The organism is Pseudomonas sp. UBA3149 (assembly GCF_002364655.1).
GTDB lineage: Bacteria > Pseudomonadota > Gammaproteobacteria > Pseudomonadales > Pseudomonadaceae > Chryseomonas > Chryseomonas luteola.
In genome coordinates this window covers 1-16,089 of sequence record NZ_DEYV01000014.1, presented here as the reverse complement: position 1 = coordinate 16,089, position 16,089 = coordinate 1, and the positions used below count along the sequence as shown (strand labels likewise).

Annotated in this window: 14 protein-coding genes and 1 pseudogene; 9 read left to right on the top strand and 6 right to left on the bottom strand. The window is 54.8% G+C overall.

The features are described 5' to 3' along the window. A pseudogene (locus B3729_RS11905) lies at positions 1 to 233 on the bottom strand (heat-shock protein); the annotation flags it as partial. A gap of 644 nt (positions 234 to 877) precedes the next feature. On the opposite strand from B3729_RS11905, the gene B3729_RS11900 reads away from it, so the two are divergent. After that, positions 878 to 1,192 carry a hypothetical protein gene (locus B3729_RS11900; RefSeq protein ID WP_286787999.1) on the top strand — a complete coding sequence of 105 codons (315 nt, stop codon included), beginning with the start codon at positions 878 to 880 and terminating at the stop codon, positions 1,190 to 1,192. 83 nt (positions 1,193 to 1,275) lie between these two features. Here B3729_RS11900 and B3729_RS11895 read toward each other — a convergent pair whose 3' ends face one another. Further along, entirely contained in the window at positions 1,276 to 1,890 is a 615-nt protein-coding gene (locus tag B3729_RS11895; RefSeq protein ID WP_286787998.1) for a cyclodeaminase/cyclohydrolase family protein, read from the bottom strand. 151 nt (positions 1,891 to 2,041) lie between these two features. Between B3729_RS11895 and B3729_RS11890 the strand changes: the two genes are divergently transcribed. From B3729_RS11890 to arsH, 4 genes are read left to right on the top strand one after another with little or no spacing between them, the layout of a single operon-like run. Then, entirely contained in the window at positions 2,042 to 2,398 is a 357-nt protein-coding gene (locus tag B3729_RS11890) for a metalloregulator ArsR/SmtB family transcription factor (protein WP_286787997.1), read from the top strand. Positions 2,399 to 2,428: 30 nt separating this feature from the next. Beyond that, on the top strand, positions 2,429 to 3,712 hold the full coding sequence (locus B3729_RS11885) for an arsenic transporter (protein WP_219652727.1): 1,284 nt from the start codon (positions 2,429 to 2,431) through the stop codon (positions 3,710 to 3,712). Between the two features lie 15 nt (positions 3,713 to 3,727). Next, on the top strand, positions 3,728 to 4,195 hold the full coding sequence (locus tag B3729_RS11880) for an arsenate reductase ArsC (RefSeq protein WP_286787996.1): 468 nt from the start codon (positions 3,728 to 3,730) through the stop codon (positions 4,193 to 4,195). Between the two features lie 14 nt (positions 4,196 to 4,209). Continuing rightward, the gene (gene arsH, locus B3729_RS11875) at positions 4,210 to 4,920 is read left to right on the top strand and encodes an arsenical resistance protein ArsH (protein WP_286787995.1); all 711 of its coding nucleotides are present in this window, start codon (positions 4,210 to 4,212) and stop codon (positions 4,918 to 4,920) included. Here the strand turns inward: arsH and B3729_RS11870 are convergent. After that, positions 4,905 to 5,966, bottom strand: a complete 1,062-nt coding sequence (locus tag B3729_RS11870; protein WP_286787994.1) for an ArsO family NAD(P)H-dependent flavin-containing monooxygenase — start codon at positions 5,964 to 5,966, stop codon at positions 4,905 to 4,907. The genes arsH and B3729_RS11870 overlap by 16 nt on opposite strands. A 175-nt stretch (positions 5,967 to 6,141) precedes the next feature. Between B3729_RS11870 and B3729_RS11865 the strand changes: the two genes are divergently transcribed. The 3 genes from B3729_RS11865 to B3729_RS11855 all read left to right on the top strand — a co-directional run bounded on the left by B3729_RS11865 (position 6,142) and on the right by B3729_RS11855 (position 11,130). Beyond that, positions 6,142 to 8,364 (top strand): ATP-binding protein, encoded by a 2,223-nt coding sequence (locus B3729_RS11865; protein ID WP_286787993.1) that lies wholly within the window; start codon positions 6,142 to 6,144, stop codon positions 8,362 to 8,364. Between the two features lie 446 nt (positions 8,365 to 8,810). Then, positions 8,811 to 10,232, top strand: coding sequence for an amino acid permease (locus B3729_RS11860; RefSeq protein ID WP_010798298.1), 1,422 nt, complete (start codon positions 8,811 to 8,813; stop codon positions 10,230 to 10,232). Between the two features lie 109 nt (positions 10,233 to 10,341). Continuing rightward, positions 10,342 to 11,130, top strand: a complete 789-nt coding sequence (locus B3729_RS11855) for an SDR family oxidoreductase (RefSeq protein ID WP_010798297.1) — start codon at positions 10,342 to 10,344, stop codon at positions 11,128 to 11,130. 30 nt (positions 11,131 to 11,160) lie between these two features. On the opposite strand, the gene B3729_RS11850 is transcribed toward B3729_RS11855, so the two are convergent. Genes B3729_RS11850 through phhA form a run of 3 tightly spaced genes read right to left on the bottom strand, consistent with a single transcriptional unit; the run spans position 11,161 to position 13,519 of the window. Continuing rightward, positions 11,161 to 12,357, bottom strand: a complete 1,197-nt coding sequence (locus tag B3729_RS11850; RefSeq protein WP_286787992.1) for an amino acid aminotransferase — start codon at positions 12,355 to 12,357, stop codon at positions 11,161 to 11,163. Continuing rightward, positions 12,354 to 12,716, bottom strand: a complete 363-nt coding sequence (locus tag B3729_RS11845; protein ID WP_019365745.1) for a 4a-hydroxytetrahydrobiopterin dehydratase — start codon at positions 12,714 to 12,716, stop codon at positions 12,354 to 12,356. Before B3729_RS11845 ends, B3729_RS11850 begins: the two co-directional genes overlap by 4 nt. Before the next feature lie 17 nt (positions 12,717 to 12,733). After that, positions 12,734 to 13,519 carry a phenylalanine 4-monooxygenase gene (gene phhA, locus B3729_RS11840; RefSeq protein ID WP_197870575.1) on the bottom strand — a complete coding sequence of 262 codons (786 nt, stop codon included), beginning with the start codon at positions 13,517 to 13,519 and terminating at the stop codon, positions 12,734 to 12,736. Between the two features lie 278 nt (positions 13,520 to 13,797). Here phhA and B3729_RS11835 point away from each other — a divergent pair, with 278 nt between their 5' ends. Continuing rightward, entirely contained in the window at positions 13,798 to 15,366 is a 1,569-nt protein-coding gene (locus B3729_RS11835; protein ID WP_286787991.1) for a sigma-54-dependent transcriptional regulator, read from the top strand. The last annotated feature ends 723 nt before the right edge of the window (positions 15,367 to 16,089 follow it).

The following is a 16,089-nucleotide window of genomic DNA, read 5'->3' as shown; positions in this document are numbered from 1 at the left end:
CGGCCGCTCTTCACGGTCAACACGCCCCGCTCCACTTCGAGCTCAAGGTCGTCTTCGGCAAGGCCGGCAGCCGCGATCACGATGCGATAGCGATCGTCGCCATGCTTTTCCACGTTATAGGGTGGATAGGAGCTACCCGACTCGTTGCGCAATGCGGATTCGAACAGATCATTGAAGCGGTCGAATCCAACGGAATGGCGGAACAAGGGAGCAAGAGAGAATGCAGTGTTCATATAGAGAATCTCCTGAGTCATCAGCAAGTTTCAACGCAGGGCCCGACTTCGGCGCCCTGCAGGATTCCATATAGGAACCCTCTCGTTTTTTTCAAGTAGTACGTCCGACGAACGGTAAATTTTTACTTGGTATCAGTCGATGTGTGCAGGAGTCGGTAGATGAACACGGCTTCGCTGCGTATCGGTGCAACTTCTTTCGTACTGGCGTCGTCTTTATGACGATCAGAAGACAGCAAAATGCAATAACGAGACATGCGTCTCACTTTTCTAGCGCTATGAACGCTACCCTTTCAAACACGTGAGATGGACGGGTTTGAGCAACGCGGTATTCATGCTGAAGGTAAAAAGTTGATTCAGCTATGAAATTTTGATCCCCGCCAAATCTCGCCGTTGTTGTCGAGTAAGTGCTCGTAACGGTTGCCCCATTAAATTGGAAAACGTTTGCAAACTGCCTGTGCGTAGTATGCAAACGCTATAGCGGCTGGAAAATCTCGTTTCAGATCGCCTGAAATTTTTCTCAGGCGAGGCTCAGGCTGAACAGTTCACCGTTCTCATGGCCGGTCGTAGCTGATGGAGCTCCAGCAATATTGAGACTGGTTCAGAGCCTTTGCTCCCGTCTCCCTACCGATTTCGAGATACCTTTCATGGCCAAATACAACAACGCCCTGCGCCGCACCGAAGAAATCTTTTTTGATGATCGCAAACGCAACGAACTAATCATTATCCCGCACGATTCTGAAGAAATCAGCGAAATTGAGGCACTTTTGACTCAATTATCACGTGCCTCCTTACGTGTCATCCATAAGAATGGCCAGAAGGCGACATTGATGATTCTTCAGGGCTGGAAGTCCAATCCCAAAAAAATCACGGCCAGCTTTACGCCGGGCGTGATTGATGTACTGGGACGTGACCTGGAGCCCAAGGATCTACTGGCCTTGGCTATCGAAAAAGCAACTTAACCCGTACCGCAACACCGTACAGGTACGATAGAACCATTTGGCTTATTCAGGCCAAATGGCTAGTCACATCCGTAGAAAAGTGTCTAGCGGGTACAGACTGCCTTCCTAATGGACTGTAGATACAGGTCTGCCTGCTGCTCAAGCCATTGCCGTTTTGTAACTGCCTGCTCCCGCATCTTGCCCTCCTCCAGCATCTTTGCATCTGCATCTACATTGAGCAGTACCGCCGATAACCCACCCTGCAATAACAGACTCCCAGACAGTATGTCGCTCAGCACATTCTCGGACGTAAACGAAACGCCTTCTTCCGCCAGGCGAAGCAGTTCGAGACAGGTTTCTGCTGTTTCCAACGGGACCTGCGTGGCCTCGACCACGGCATCTTGTACCTCCTGCTCACGTTCTTCTGCCTGGATTGAGGAATGCTCCGGTAGTCGAGCCGCATCCATATAGCGCTCAAACGCTTTTACATCTGCGTCGGCGTAGGTACCAAGCTTCGCCATCTGCTGCTCGACGCGCTTGATCAGCTCGCTCCGACCAGGAGCAGCCGATTTGGATTCGCTGATCCGCAGCGCCATGAGTATCAACGCACTTCCCATCGTGGCCGAGACGGCCGCTGCAGCCCCACAGCTGGGTGTCGAGCTGTTGGCAGCCGTTGCATCACGAAAGGCTGCCAGCGTCATGCTCCAGATACTGCTCATGATTCACACCTGCACTCTTTGTCTGCTCTTATCAGAGCGGCCAGCAAGCAAATACGTTTCCAACGTAAGTGCTGACAGGTTATATGGATATGCATATATACGAATTTTCATATATTAATTATAGTGCCTCCCTTATTGAAGGAAGCCATATATGTCCCAATCCCTGACGCCTTCACTCCTGTTTAAATGCCTCGCCGACGAGACCCGTGCACGCATGACATTGCTGATCCTTCAAGAGGAAGAGCTATGTGTATGTGAACTCGCCAGCGCTCTGGATGAAATCCAACCAAAGATTTCTCGCCATCTGGCACACCTGCGCCAATGTGGACTGCTAGCGGATCGTCGCCAGGGCCAATGGGTGTATTACCGGATTCACCCAACCTTGCCCGGGTGGATTCAGGCTGTCCTTCGGAGCACGCTGGAAGCCAATCCAGCGTGGCTCGCGGTGGACATGGAACGCCTGCACAAAATGGGTAACCGTCCCGAGCGTAAGGCGCTTTGCTGTTAATCAACGTCAACCTTCCATCGAGTTTCATGCATGCTGATTGCATCTCTGATCTTTCTGATAACGATCGTTCTGGTCATCTGGCAGCCCAAAGGGTTAGGCGTGGGCTGGAGCGCATCCCTAGGAGCCGTTCTAGCACTTCTGACAGGTGTCGTAAGCCTGGGAGACATCCCGGTCGTATGGCATATCGTATGGAATGCTACTGCCACCTTTATCGCCATTATCGTCATCAGCCTGCTACTGGATGAGGCAGGCTTTTTCGAATGGGCCGCATTGCATGTCGCCCGCTGGGGTGGCGGCAATGGACGCAGACTGTTCGCGTTCATTATTCTGCTGGGGGCTGCGGTTTCTGCCCTGTTCGCCAATGACGGTGCGGCGCTGATCCTCACTCCTATTGTCATCGCCATGCTAATGGCCTTGCGCTTTTCTCCAGCCGCCACGCTGGCATTTGTCATGGCGGCCGGTTTTATTGCCGATACAGCCAGCCTGCCGCTCGTGGTATCCAACTTGGTAAACATCGTTTCGGCGGATTATTTCGGCATCAGCTTTGGCGAATATGCCGCCATCATGGCACCCGTGAATATCGTGAGCATCCTGGCCACGCTGATCATGCTGCTCTGGTTTTTCCGCCGTGAAATCCCTCAGCACTACGACTTGGCCCAGATCAAGGACCCCCGTGAAGCCATACGCGACCGTGCAACGTTCATTGCTGGCTGGTGGGTACTGGGCCTTCTGCTCATTGGTTTCTTCATCATTGAGCCGATGGGTGTACCTATCAGCGTTATTTCTGCGGCCTGTGCCCTGCTGCTATTCGTAATTGCGGCGCGAGGTCATGTGATCAGCACCCAGAAGGTGCTCAAGGACGCTCCCTGGCAAATTGTCGTCTTTTCCCTTGGGATGTATCTGGTGGTATACGGGCTGCGCAATGCGGGTCTGACAGACTACGTGACGCAGGCGTTGAAATATTGCGCTCATTACGGTGTATGGGGCGCTGCAATCGGAACCGGCCTGCTAACCGCTTTTTTGTCGTCCATCATGAACAACCTGCCTACGGTTCTCATTGGAGCGCTTTCCATTCATGACAGTGAAACCAGCGGTGTGGTCCAGCAGGCCATGATTTACGCCAACGTTATTGGCAGCGACCTGGGCCCGAAGATCACCCCTATCGGGAGTCTGGCCACGCTGCTCTGGCTACATGTTCTAGCACGCAAGGACATTACGATTACCTGGGGTTACTACTTTAAGGTAGGTATCGTGCTTACCCTGCCTGTTTTGCTCGCGACGCTTGCTGCGCTCGCTCTGCGTTTAAGTCTGTAAGCGCCAGGAGGCTTTATGAAAGTACTGTTCATGTGTACCCATAACCGTTGCAGAAGCATTCTATCGGAGGCAGTGTTCAATCATCTGGCTCCTGATGGATTCGAGGCGGTTAGCGCTGGTAGCCATCCTAGCGGGGAGGTCAGTCCATTGACTTTAAATGCTCTAAAAAGGGCTGGTATTACAACAGAGGGACTTTATAGCAAGTCTTCCGACGTGTTTGCTGACGCTCCGCCTGATGTGGTTATTACCGCCTGCGACCGTGCAGCTGGCGAAGCCTGCCCGGTCTATTTTGGTCATGCACTCAAGGCTCATTGGGGGCTGGAGGATCCCTCTGCACTGGAGGCCAGCGAAGCGGATATTCAGCAAGCCTTCGAGAAAACGCTAAGGATCATCGAGCAGCGCGTGCAGGCATTCCTTGCCCTACCGTTTGATCGGTTGAATCGGGACGAACTCCGCTCCGCAGTTAATGCGCTTGGCAACTGACCGGGAGGCTTCACTTGGATAACCTGCCGAATCTCGATATGTCCCTGATCGACATTCCCGCTGTCGAGCGCCTGGATAATCAGCAGCCCCTGCCCCATAAGCCCAGGATTCTGTTGCTTTATGGATCGAACCGAGAGCGCTCCTTCAGCCGACTCCTGACACAGGAAGCCGCTCTTCTGCTCGAACATTTTGGCGCCGACGTCCAAATTTTTGACCCTTCAGGTCTCCCCTTGCCTGACGATGCCCCCGATACCCATGAGAAAGTCGTTGAGCTGCGGGAATTGATGCAATGGTCAGAAGGTCAGGTATGGTGTTCACCTGAGCGACACGGCTCCATGAGCGCCGTTTTCAAAGCACAAATCGACTGGGTTCCGCTGGCCATGGGTGCGGTTCGCCCTACCCAAGGCAAAACCCTCGCTGTTCTGCAGGTCTGCGGAGGCTCGCAGTCTTTCAATGTCGTGAATCAACTGCGTGTTTTAGGTCGTTGGATGCGGATGTTCACGATTCCAAATCAGTCCTCGGTGCCCAAGGCGTTTCTGGAATTCGATGAGGCAGGACGAATGAAACCTTCGCCCTATTACGATCGCCTGGTGGACGTCATGGAAGAACTGATAAAGTTCACGCTCCTGCTCCGTGGGCGCCAGACGTATCTGGTAGATCGTTACTCGGAACGCAAGGAATCTGCCGAGGCACTGTCCCGGCGCGTCAATCAACGCTCCCTCTGATCGAGATAGACTTCAATCTCCTGAACGGTGCTCCGTGCCGTTCGGGTGACGCCTACCAGCGTTGCTGATGCCATACCGGTCCACTCACCGTAGCCCACGAGCCACACACGGGGCTCCTTGACCGAACGAGTGCGGTTAACCTGAACGCGTCCATCCGGCTCGACTAGCCCCAGCGCTTCCAGATGCGTCAACGCAGGCCTGAAGCCCGTGCACCAGATTACCGCGTCTACTGCAATTTCATGTCCGTCGGACCAGACTACGCCGCTCTCAGTAAAGCGCTCGAATGGCCGCACGGCCCGTAATACGCTTCGTGTCCTTGCCTCCTTCACGCTGGGAACCATGACAATATCGCCCAGCCCACCCGCGGGCTCATCCCAGACGCGGCCTTCCTGCTGCGCCCTCCAGCGCTCGGTTGCTCGCTCAAACAGGACATATCCATCCACATCGTCCGGTAGAAATTGTGGATCCGCCAGGGTAATCCAATGAGCCTCTGCCACCCTGGATACTTCAGCCAGGATCTGAGCCCCTGAATTACCCCCTCCGACAATCAATACGGTTTTGTCCATAAAAGGCTCGGCATTGACATACTGTGCCGAATGAATCTGCTGTCCTCTGAACAGCGTTTGGCCCGGGTAGTGGGGCGTGTAGGGATGTCGCCAGGTTCCGGTTGCACTGACTACCGCTTGGGCCAGCCATGCCTCTGCGCCAGCCTTGACCAGCAAGCCGTTCGGGTGTGGCTCAATGCTCTCTACCCAGACAGGACGCCTGATGGGAAACCCGTAACGCTGCTCATACCGGGTCAGATAATCCAGGACATGGTCACGCGAAGGCGTTTCTTCGTGGGTAGGAGGCATGGGCCAACCAGGAATGGAGCTGGAGCTGGCCGGTGAGAAAAGATGCAACGAATCCCATCCGTGTTGCCAGGCACCACCTGGATGCTGCTCTGCATCCAGCAACACGAATGAACGTGACGTACGGCGCAGGAAATAGGCAACTGCCAGCGCGGACTGCCCTCCTCCTACCACAACCACGTCAATCTGCTGCATAACCCTGCTCCACCCTGCCACTCTCAGTAGTTTCTGACCGTTCATGCACCCTAGGGGTGCCTACCGCTTCGACATCTTGATCAAACGATCAAGGCCAAATGCAGTCACATCTATAACAGACGAAGTGGCAGTTATTGACTGCACAGCTCTGGATTAGAAGGAGTTCACACTCGGCATGACTGGCCACGATCAACGCGAAGCCGACCCCATACGCTGTGAGAGCGAGCCTATTCATATTCCAGGCGCTATTCAGCCTCATGGGTATCTGATTGCTTTTAGAGAAGCCGATACTCGCGTTCAGCACATCAGCGCCAACCTCCCTACGCTTTTGGACTGCAAAGCGGATGCGGTACTTGGACAGCCTCTTGCAAAGATCCTGAATGCTCAAGCGTTGTCGCAGGTCGAGCAAGCGCTCCGGCAGCCCCATTTCGACGAGGTCAATCCGCTGTTATTGACGGTCGGAAGCCACGAATACGAGGGTCTGCTGCATCAACATGATGGCTTGATCTTTCTTGAACTGGAACGTGCTCAACCCACTTCGCCTTCTGACGGCGTTCTGAATTCACGCGCGTTGCGTCGCCTGCAAAAAGTACGCACGTTGGCGGATTTGCAGCAGGTGGTAGTCGAGGAGGTCAGAGCCCTGACAGGCTTCGACCGCGTTGTGGTCTACCGATTCGATAACGAAGGTGACGGCCAAGTGGTGGCAGAGGCGCGAGATCCTGAGGTAGATCCCTACCTCGAGCTTCGGTTTCCTGCCTCTGATATACCGGCCCAAGCCCGTAAGCTCTATGAGCATAACTGGATTCGCCTGATTCCCGATGCTCGCTATGAGCCGGTCCCCCTGCTCCCGCTATTCAGAAGCGAGACAGGCCAGCCGGTGGACCTTAGCTGTGCAATCCTGCGCAGTGTTTCACCGCTGCATCGGGAATACATCGGCTATCAGGGCTTGCGGGCGTCAATGAGTGTATCGCTTATGCAGGGCGATTCCTTATGGGGCCTGATCAGCTGCGGTCATAGGGAGCCCCATTACCTTCCCTACCGAATCCGCGCCGCTTGCCAGGCGATTGGCGAGTTAACGTCGCTCCAGATCAATGCGCTCCAGGAGCGGGATGCCCAACAGCAGCGTGAAGCCAAGCAGGAATACCTTTCTCGCCTGGTGGAAGCCATGCATTCGGCTGAAGATGAGGCGTTGATCGGGCTGATGTACAAAGGGGACGATCTTCTGGCGCTTGCGGATGCCAGTGGCGCTGCCATTTTAGTCGATCAACGCGTATTGGTCGTGGGGGATTGTCCGGGTGATACTGAAATCAAGGCGCTCTCCCAATGGGCTGAATCGCAACTTGGCGAGAGCGGGATTTTCCATACGCGCTGTCTACCCAATGAGCTGGCTGATGCCTCTGCCTATGCGCACCTGGGTAGCGGCCTTATGGCTATTACCCTGCCCAAGCCAGTCACCAATATGGTGCTGTGGTTCAGACCAGAGCTGGTCAAAACCCTCAAATGGAGCGGTAATCCGAATAAACCCTTAGAAGCGGACCCAGAGAGCGGTCAGCTGCGTCCTCATCCGCGGCGCAGCTTTGCCGTTTGGCGAGAACAGGTACGTGGACGCTCCAAGCGCTGGCTTCCTGGAGATATTTATGCCGTCAAGGACTTGCGCCGCTCAGCGATAGAAATTGATCTGGCCCTTCAGGTCGCCCGCGAACGCGAGGCCGTACGTGCCCGTGACGAGATTGTGGCAGTAGTCTCCCATGACCTGCGTAATCCCATGACGATTGTGACCATGCAGGCAGGCCTTATGCAGCGGATGATCGTGGGGGATCAACGTGAATCATCCAAGCGCTTGCTGTCGGCGATCAATATCATTCAAATGGTCGCTACACGCATGAATAGCATGATTGGCGACCTGTTGGACTTGTCCAAGATTGAATCGGGCCGCTTTCAGATTTCACCTCAGCCCCATGATGCTTCCAGTCTGGTCCACCAGGCGGTGCAGCTATTGCAGTCGCTCGCCGAAACCAAATCCATTCAGCTCAAGATTCATGCAGAAGACGACGTGATCCTGAATGCCGATGCCGAGCGGCTCTTTCAGGTGCTATCGAATCTGATCAGTAACGGTATCAAGTTCACGCCTGCTGGTGGCAGTATCGAGATATCCGTGACGCGTGAGGGTAGCCACGCCTGCTTCTCCATCAGAGACAGCGGCATAGGCATTTCCGATGACGAATTGAAGCACATCTTTGATCGTTACTGGCACGTCAAGGCAGGCAACCCAACCGGAACCGGGCTAGGCCTATTCATTAGCAAGGGAATTGTGGAAGCGCATGGAGGCAGAATCTGGGCCGTGAGCGATCCCGGACAAGGCAGCACCTTTCATTTCACGCTGCCCCTGGCCGCTTGATTGACTGAGGCGTTAACCCACACAGTGATCCGCTCGTCAAAAAACTTTTACAGCAGGCATCGTAAATCGCGGGTTTTGGCGCGGCTGTCAGAAAAACGTGACACTTTCTCTCACGGGAACAGCCCTGGCTCTTCAGGCCGGGGTTGTTACCTAAGTTGGCTTCGGCTCATATAGGTCTACTGGAAAGGACATTCCATTACCGTTTCTCCGGTACGTCCGCTCCGTCACATACAACAATAAAAGGTGACGCATGATCCTGAACGTAGACTGCCTGCTTTTTAGCCCTAAAACCGCCTCGATTAACCTTACCTATCACAGGTGTACTCCTCAAAAGAGTGCTTCAACCGATAAAAGGCGGAGTACCTGCGACATTTTTACCTAGTTTGGCCTTCGCATAGACACGCTTCACACCGCACAATAACAACACCTTGCGTGAGGACGTTTAAATGGTTGGTCGTAACACCCAATCGGGTACACTCAAACGTGGCCTGAAAAATCGCCATATCCAATTGATAGCCCTGGGTGGCGCTATTGGTACTGGTTTGTTTCTTGGCTCGGCAGGCGTCATGCAGTCGGCCGGCCCTTCCATGATCCTGGGCTATGCCCTGGCTGGATTTATTGCCTTTCTCATCATGCGCCAACTGGGCGAGATGATTGTCGAGGAACCTGTAGCCGGCTCGTTCAGCCACTTCGCTCATCGATACTGGGGAGGCTTTGCCGGCTTTCTGTCAGGCTGGAACTGCTGGGTTCTCTATATCCTGGTAGGCATGTCCGAGCTGACGGCGGTTGGCAAGTACATTCATTACTGGTGGCCGGAAATACCCACTTGGGCCAGCGCCGCCTTCTTTTTCCTGCTGGTCAATGCCATTAACCTGGCCAATGTGAAACTGTTCGGCGAGGCCGAGTTCTGGTTTGCGATCATCAAAGTGGTTGCCATCATCGGCATGATCCTGCTGGGAACTTACCTGCTTATCGGTGGCAGTGATCCACAGGCTTCTGTCAGCAACCTGTGGTCGCATGGCGGGTTCTTCCCCCACGGTATTCAGGGATTGGTCATGTCCATGGCCATTATCATGTTCTCGTTTGGTGGCCTGGAAATGCTGGGCTTTACCGCCGCCGAAGCCTCGGAGCCCAAGAAAGTCATTCCCAAGGCCATCAACCAGGTGATCTACCGTATCCTGATCTTTTATGTCGGCGCCCTGATCATTCTGCTTTCACTCAAGCCCTGGGATTCGCTGGTACAGACGCTGACTGCCTCCGGCGATGCGTACAGCGGTAGCCCCTTTGTCCAGATCTTCTCTCTGATTGGCAGTGATGCAGCGGCCCACATCCTGAACTTTGTCGTACTGACCGCAGCGTTGTCCGTCTACAACAGTGGTTGCTACTGTAACGGACGCATGCTGTTGGGTCTGGCTGAGCAAGGCGATGCGCCTCGTTTCCTGGCCAAGGTCGATGCTCGCGGCGTACCGGTAAGTGCCCTTCTGTTCTCGGCCGCTATTACCTTCCTGGCGGTAGTTGTCAATTATCTGATGCCGCAGCAGGCGCTTGAGCTCCTGATGTCGCTGGTAGTGGCAACGCTGGTAATCAACTGGGCGATGATCAGCCTGGCGCATCTGAAGTTTCGTGCGCAGATGAAGCGCCAGGGTGTCAGCACGGCGTTCAAGGCGTTCTGGTATCCCTATGGGAACTACCTGTGCCTAGCGTTTGTAGTCTTCATCCTGGGCACCATGCTGTTGATTCCCGGCATCAATATCTCGGTCTACGCCATTCCGGTATGGCTGGTCATCATGGTGGCGTGCTATCGCCTCAAGCGTAAGCCGGACGCCAACGCCGCAGAACCTTCGCTGGCAGCCACTTCGGCTGACTAAGCCAGACACCTGGACCCGTAAGGGTCCAGGCTCCTCCTCTGTATCAACTTTTCCCTCCCGCTGTAGCCTAATGCTCCGATCTTGCGTGTTCGCAACCGGAGGAAGAGCAATGGATTTAGGCATTTCGGGACGCTGGGCAGTGGTATGTGCTGCCAGCAAGGGGCTGGGTAAAGGCTGTGCCAGCGCGTTAGCTCAGGAAGGCGTCAACCTGGTAATCAATGCACGCGGCCTTGAAGCACTGGAGGAGACCGCCACATTTTTACGCTCGCTCAATCCTGCTATTGAGGTCCGCTGTGTCGCAGGCGATATCAGTGATGAAAACGTCAGACAGGCACTCCTGACTCAATGTCCACAGGTCGACATCCTTGTGAACAACGCAGGCGGACCTCCGCCGGGAGACTTTCGTGACTGGACGCGGGAGGACTGGCTGAGCGCCGTCGAGACCAATATGCTGACGCCCATCGAGCTGATCAAGGCAACCGTTGATGGCATGGCGGAGCGAGGATTCGGTCGTGTCGTGAATATCACGTCCTCTGCCGTCAAGGCGCCTATCGATATTCTAGGATTGTCCAATGGCGCACGCAGCGGCCTGACGGGGTTTGTCGCCGGGCTTGCGCGTCAGGCTCGTCTGGCGGAGCGCAACGTTACGATCAACAACCTTCTGCCAGGCTCTTTCGATACCGATCGGCTACAAAACACACTGGAGCGTTCTGCACAGTCCACTGGCAAGCCGGTAGCAGATATTGTTCAGCAGCGATTACAAACGATCCCCGCCAGACGCTTCGGCACGGCAGATGAATTCGGTGCGGTGTGTGCTTTTCTATGCAGCCAACATGCGAGTTACATGACCGGCCAGAACGTGTTGCTCGATGGTGGGCATTACCAGGGCACGTTCTGAAAGAAAAGCCGGCGATTGCCGGCTTTTCCGCTACCGAGAAACCTCGGCAATCGCACGTGCCAGTTCATCGAGCCGGTTCTCGTCCAGCCCGGCGACATTGGCCCTGCCGCTACTGACGAGATAAACGCTATAACGCGTCTTGAGCTGTGCGACCTGCTCAGCGGTGAGTCCTGTATACGAGAACATACCGCGCTGCTCGGCAATATGAGCAAAGCGCTCGTTCAAGCCAAAGGGGATCAGTGCTTCGACCAGTCCCTTGCGCAAGCTCGTGATACGCGTGCGCATGGCATTGACTTCTTCCTCCCACATTGTGCGCAATGAAGCAGTACCCAGGATCTCGGCCACGACCGCCGCACCATGGGAAGGTGGCGTAGACCAGAGATTACGGGCAATCGAGGCGAGCTGGCTGCGTACGGCCAGAAGACGATCTGCATCTTCCGCCACCACGATCAGCCCTCCCGTACGTTCACGGTACAGACCAAAGTTCTTCGAGCAGGAGCTGGTAATCAAAAGCTCTGGCAACGCTTGGGCAAATAACCTGACAGCCCAGGCGTCTTCTTCCAGCCCGTCGCCAAAGCCCTGATAGGCAAAGTCGAACAAGGGCAGCAGCTCGCGCTCCTTTACGATCCCCAATACCTGCTGCCAATCGGCCCGACTCAAATCGAAGCCAGTCGGATTATGACAACAGGCGTGCAACAGGATGACGTCACCTTTGGGGATCTGCCGCATGGCTTCGAGCATACCGGCTACATCAAGACGGTTATCTGCCCCCACATAGGGGTAATGCTGCACGGCGAGCCCGGCGGCCCTGAACAGCGTTTCGTGAATCGGCCAGGTTGGCTGACTCAACCAGACGTCCTTGTCTGGCAGACACTGCGCAATGAACTCCCCTGTTAGCCGCAGGGCTCCTGTACCACCGGCGGTCTGGGTACAGCCGGCCCGTTTGTCATCGATCACCGCGCTATGTGCACCTAGAACAAGGTGCAGCAGGTAGGTCCCGAAGCTCACATCGCCGTGGCCGCCAACATAGCTCTTGGTCTGTTCGCTGCCGATCAATGCCTGCTCCGCCAGTTTGACGGCTTTGGGAATGGGAGTAAGGCCTTGTCGATCCTTGTATACGCCTACGCCCAGATCAAGCTTGGCAGGGTTAGGATCGGCTCGAAACGCTTCAAGCATCCCCATGATCGGGTCGCCGGCTACCCAGTCGACCGTCTTGAAATGGCTCACTTGCGCCCCTCCGCTGTAGCCGCCACCTCGTCCGTGCGGGCCGCCATGATGAAATCGTTGCGATGAAGTCCTTTGATCGAATGGCTCCACCAGGTCACCGTCACCTTGCCCCATTCGGTCAAGAGGCCGGGATGATGCCCTTCTTCCTCAGCAATAGCGCCAACGGCATTGGTGAACGCCAGCGCATGGCGAAAATTCTTGAAGCGGAAGACCTTTTCGAGCTGCATGATTCCGTCACGCACTTCAATGTTCCAGTCCGGAATCTGCCGAATCAGCTCCGCCAGCTCTTCTTCACTGACTTTGGGGGCATCGGCGCTACAGGCTTCGCAGTGGCCTTGTTTCAGAGCGGTAGCAGTCATGTGTTCTCCTTGTAATATCAGGCTGCTTTGGGCGGAAAGCGGGGTTTGTGAAGTCCGAGCTGCATGGCCTCGCGAACCATGCCCATGATGTCTTCATGAGCGACCTGGAATAGCCGCTTGAGTTCAGGCAACACGAAATAGACGGGTTGCAGAATATCGATTCGATACGGGGTACGCATGGCCTCGATGGGGTCGAACGGCAGGTGCTCCGGTTCGGCCGAAAGCGAATACACCGTCTCCTTGGGCGATGACAGGATACCGCCTCCATAGATCTTACGTCCCATCGGCGTATCCACCAGTCCAAACTCGATGGTCATCCAGTATAGGCGCGCCAGGAAGATGCGTTCTTCCTTGGAAGCAGCGAGCCCCAACTTGCCGTAGGTATGGGTGAATTCGGCAAACCAGGGATTGGTCAGCAGCGGACAATGGCCAAAGATTTCATGGAAGATATCGGGCTCCTGCAAATAGTCCAGTTCTTCCCTGGTTCGAATGAACGTGGCGACTGGAAACTGCTGGCTAGCCAACAAGGCGAAAAACGTCTCGAAAGGGATCAACGCTGGCACTTGTGCCACGCGCCAGCCCGTGGTGCGTTCCAGTACGCGGTTGACTTCGGACAACTGGGGTATGCGGTCCATAGGCAGATCAAGTTGGGTAATACCGTCCAGGTATTCCTGGCAGGCCTTGCCTTCAATCACCTTCAACTGACGGGTGGTCAGCGTATTCCATACACCGTGTTCATCATCCGAGTAATGGATAAAACCAGACTCATCCGGTTTTCTCGCCACGTACTGCGTACCTTTCATGTAGCCTCCTTGACGGCGGATGCCGCTGGGTCTTGTTGTATGGCTCTAGCAATAGCGCGAAGGCGGGCTGTGTGTATAAGGGTAAAAGATCAAGGCGGCATAGGTTGCCTGGATGATTCGTAAGAAAATCTTTACAGCAAACTCTTAATGGTTCACTTCAGGCTGTGCGGTTTACTTGATAAAGGACATATCTGGCACATATTCTTGACACTCAATTTGCGGCCCACTGAAAAATTCGGCTGCACCGCCCGCCATAATCACAACAATGGGCCCGCTCGATGCGAATCAAAGTTTTGTGTCAGAACCGCGTAGGCATTCTGCGCGACATGCTCAATCTGTTGGCTGACTACGGGATTAACGTGGCCCGTGGCGAGGTGGGAGGCGACCAAGGCAATACGGTCTATCTCTACTGCCCTAATCTGATCAATCTGCAATTCCAGGCACTACGACCCAAGCTCGCGGCCATCCCCGGTGTGTTCGATATCTGGCGCATCAGCCTCATGCCCAGCGAGCGTCGCCACCTGGAACTCAATACGCTGCTCGGCGCGTTGGAGTTTCCCGTGCTGTCAATTGATATGGCTGGCCATATCGTTGCAGCCAACCGCGCAGCAGCACAGCTATTGGGTGCCCGAGTGGACGAGGTGCCCGGGATGGCACTCTCCAAATATGTGGATGAGCTGGACCTGCCTGAGCTGGTTCGTGCCAACAAATCCCGGCTCAATGGTTTGCGTATTCAGATCAAGGGCGATGTCTTTCTCGCCGATATTACCCCCCTGCAGACCGGGCATGACGACAGCGAGGCCCTGGCGGGCGCCGTACTGACGCTGCACCGTGCCGATCAGGTGGGCGAGCGTATCTATCAGGTACGCAAGCAGGAGCTGCGAGGGTTTGACAGCATCTTCCAGAGCTCCAGGTCCATGGCTGCTGTCGTCCGGGAGGCGCGACGCATGGCTCCTCTTGATGCGCCGCTGCTGATTACCGGCGAAACCGGTACCGGCAAAGAGCTGCTGGCGCGGGCCTGTCACCTGGCAAGCCCTCGCGGTCAAGCCCCCTTCATGGTGCTCAACTGCGCGGGTCTGCCCGAGTCGATGGCTGAGACGGAACTGTTTGGATACAGCGCTGGTGCATTTGAAGGGGCTCGGCCAGAGGGCAAGCTTGGACTGCTTGAGCTTACCGCCGGCGGCACGCTTTTTCTGGATGAAGTGGGTGAGATGAGTCTGCGCCTTCAAGCCAAACTGGTTCGGTTTCTGCAAGATGGGATTTTTCGCCGGGTGGGTAGCGACGAGGAGGTCTACCTGGACGTCCGTGTCATCTGCGCCACCCAGCAGGATCTGTCCGATTTGTGCGTACAAGGCGAATTTCGCCAGGACCTGTACCATCGCCTCAATGTGCTTTCGCTGCACATCCCCCCCTTACGGGAATGCCTGGATGGACTGGAGCCGCTGGTCGAACACTTTCTGGATCAAGCCAGCCGCCAGATCGGCTGCCCGCTCAAGCCTTTGGCCCCTGCCGCCTTCGAGCGACTACGCCATTACCCCTGGCCTGGCAATGTGCGTCAGCTTGAAAATGCACTCTTTCAAGCGGTTTCCTTGGCCGAAGGCAAGGTAGTTAAACCTGAGCACATACGTCTGCCTGATTACGGCACCCCACAACCGCTGGGACACTTCACGCTGGACGGTAATCTTGACCAGATCATTGGTCGATTCGAAAAGGCAGTGCTGGAACAGCTGATCACCCAATACCCCAGCAGTCGTTTACTGGGTAAGCGACTTGGCGTCTCCCACACTACCATTGCCAACAAGCTCCGGTTGTATGGTATCGGACAGCATACCGAGCCGTCAGGTTAAACATCCAAAAGCAACGTGAAATACTCAGGCGATCGAAATCACGGAATACGATTTGCACAGTCAATGCCTGAATAGTATCCGCAACCACAAGATGGCCACGCTTACTCAGCTTAGCCACAACCGATGAACGTAGGCCGGTTTTTCATGAAGCTGTCCGAACCGGTGGTAAAGACGCCATGTTGATTGAGTATTGGTTAATCATCGAGTCCCTGTTGCACGACGCGGCGGACTCGACGGCCTTTAAACTGAAGGGTCACTTGATTCGAGCGCGAGACAGAACGCTTCGACCTCTCAAGGTACTTTACGCACTACTAGATCCTAATTTTCCAGACTACTGCACCGGACGTTTTTATCCTTAAGTTTCAATCGCTTAAGATAAAAACTTGATCCTATATCTAACTTTAAGTGAAAGGTTTTTTAAGTACTGGGTAGCTACGTAAAGATCTGTTCAAATCTGACCGAATAGAAGATTTAATCGCTATAAATCAAAAACTTATTTATGTAATTTAATGTCATTTATAAAACTAAAATTAACATTGAAGCATGCCGCACGCTCTCATTTGAAAAGCTCCCTGCGGTCAGACAGGAGGCTTTGTACGTTGATCAATGCGGAGCTGGTGCGGAGCCGACTGGTGTGAACTTATAAAGCTCGTTATTAGGGTTTGTCTGAAAAGTCTCGTTTGTTAGCCTAATGCCGTTGTAGCAAGCGGAGGCAGACATGAC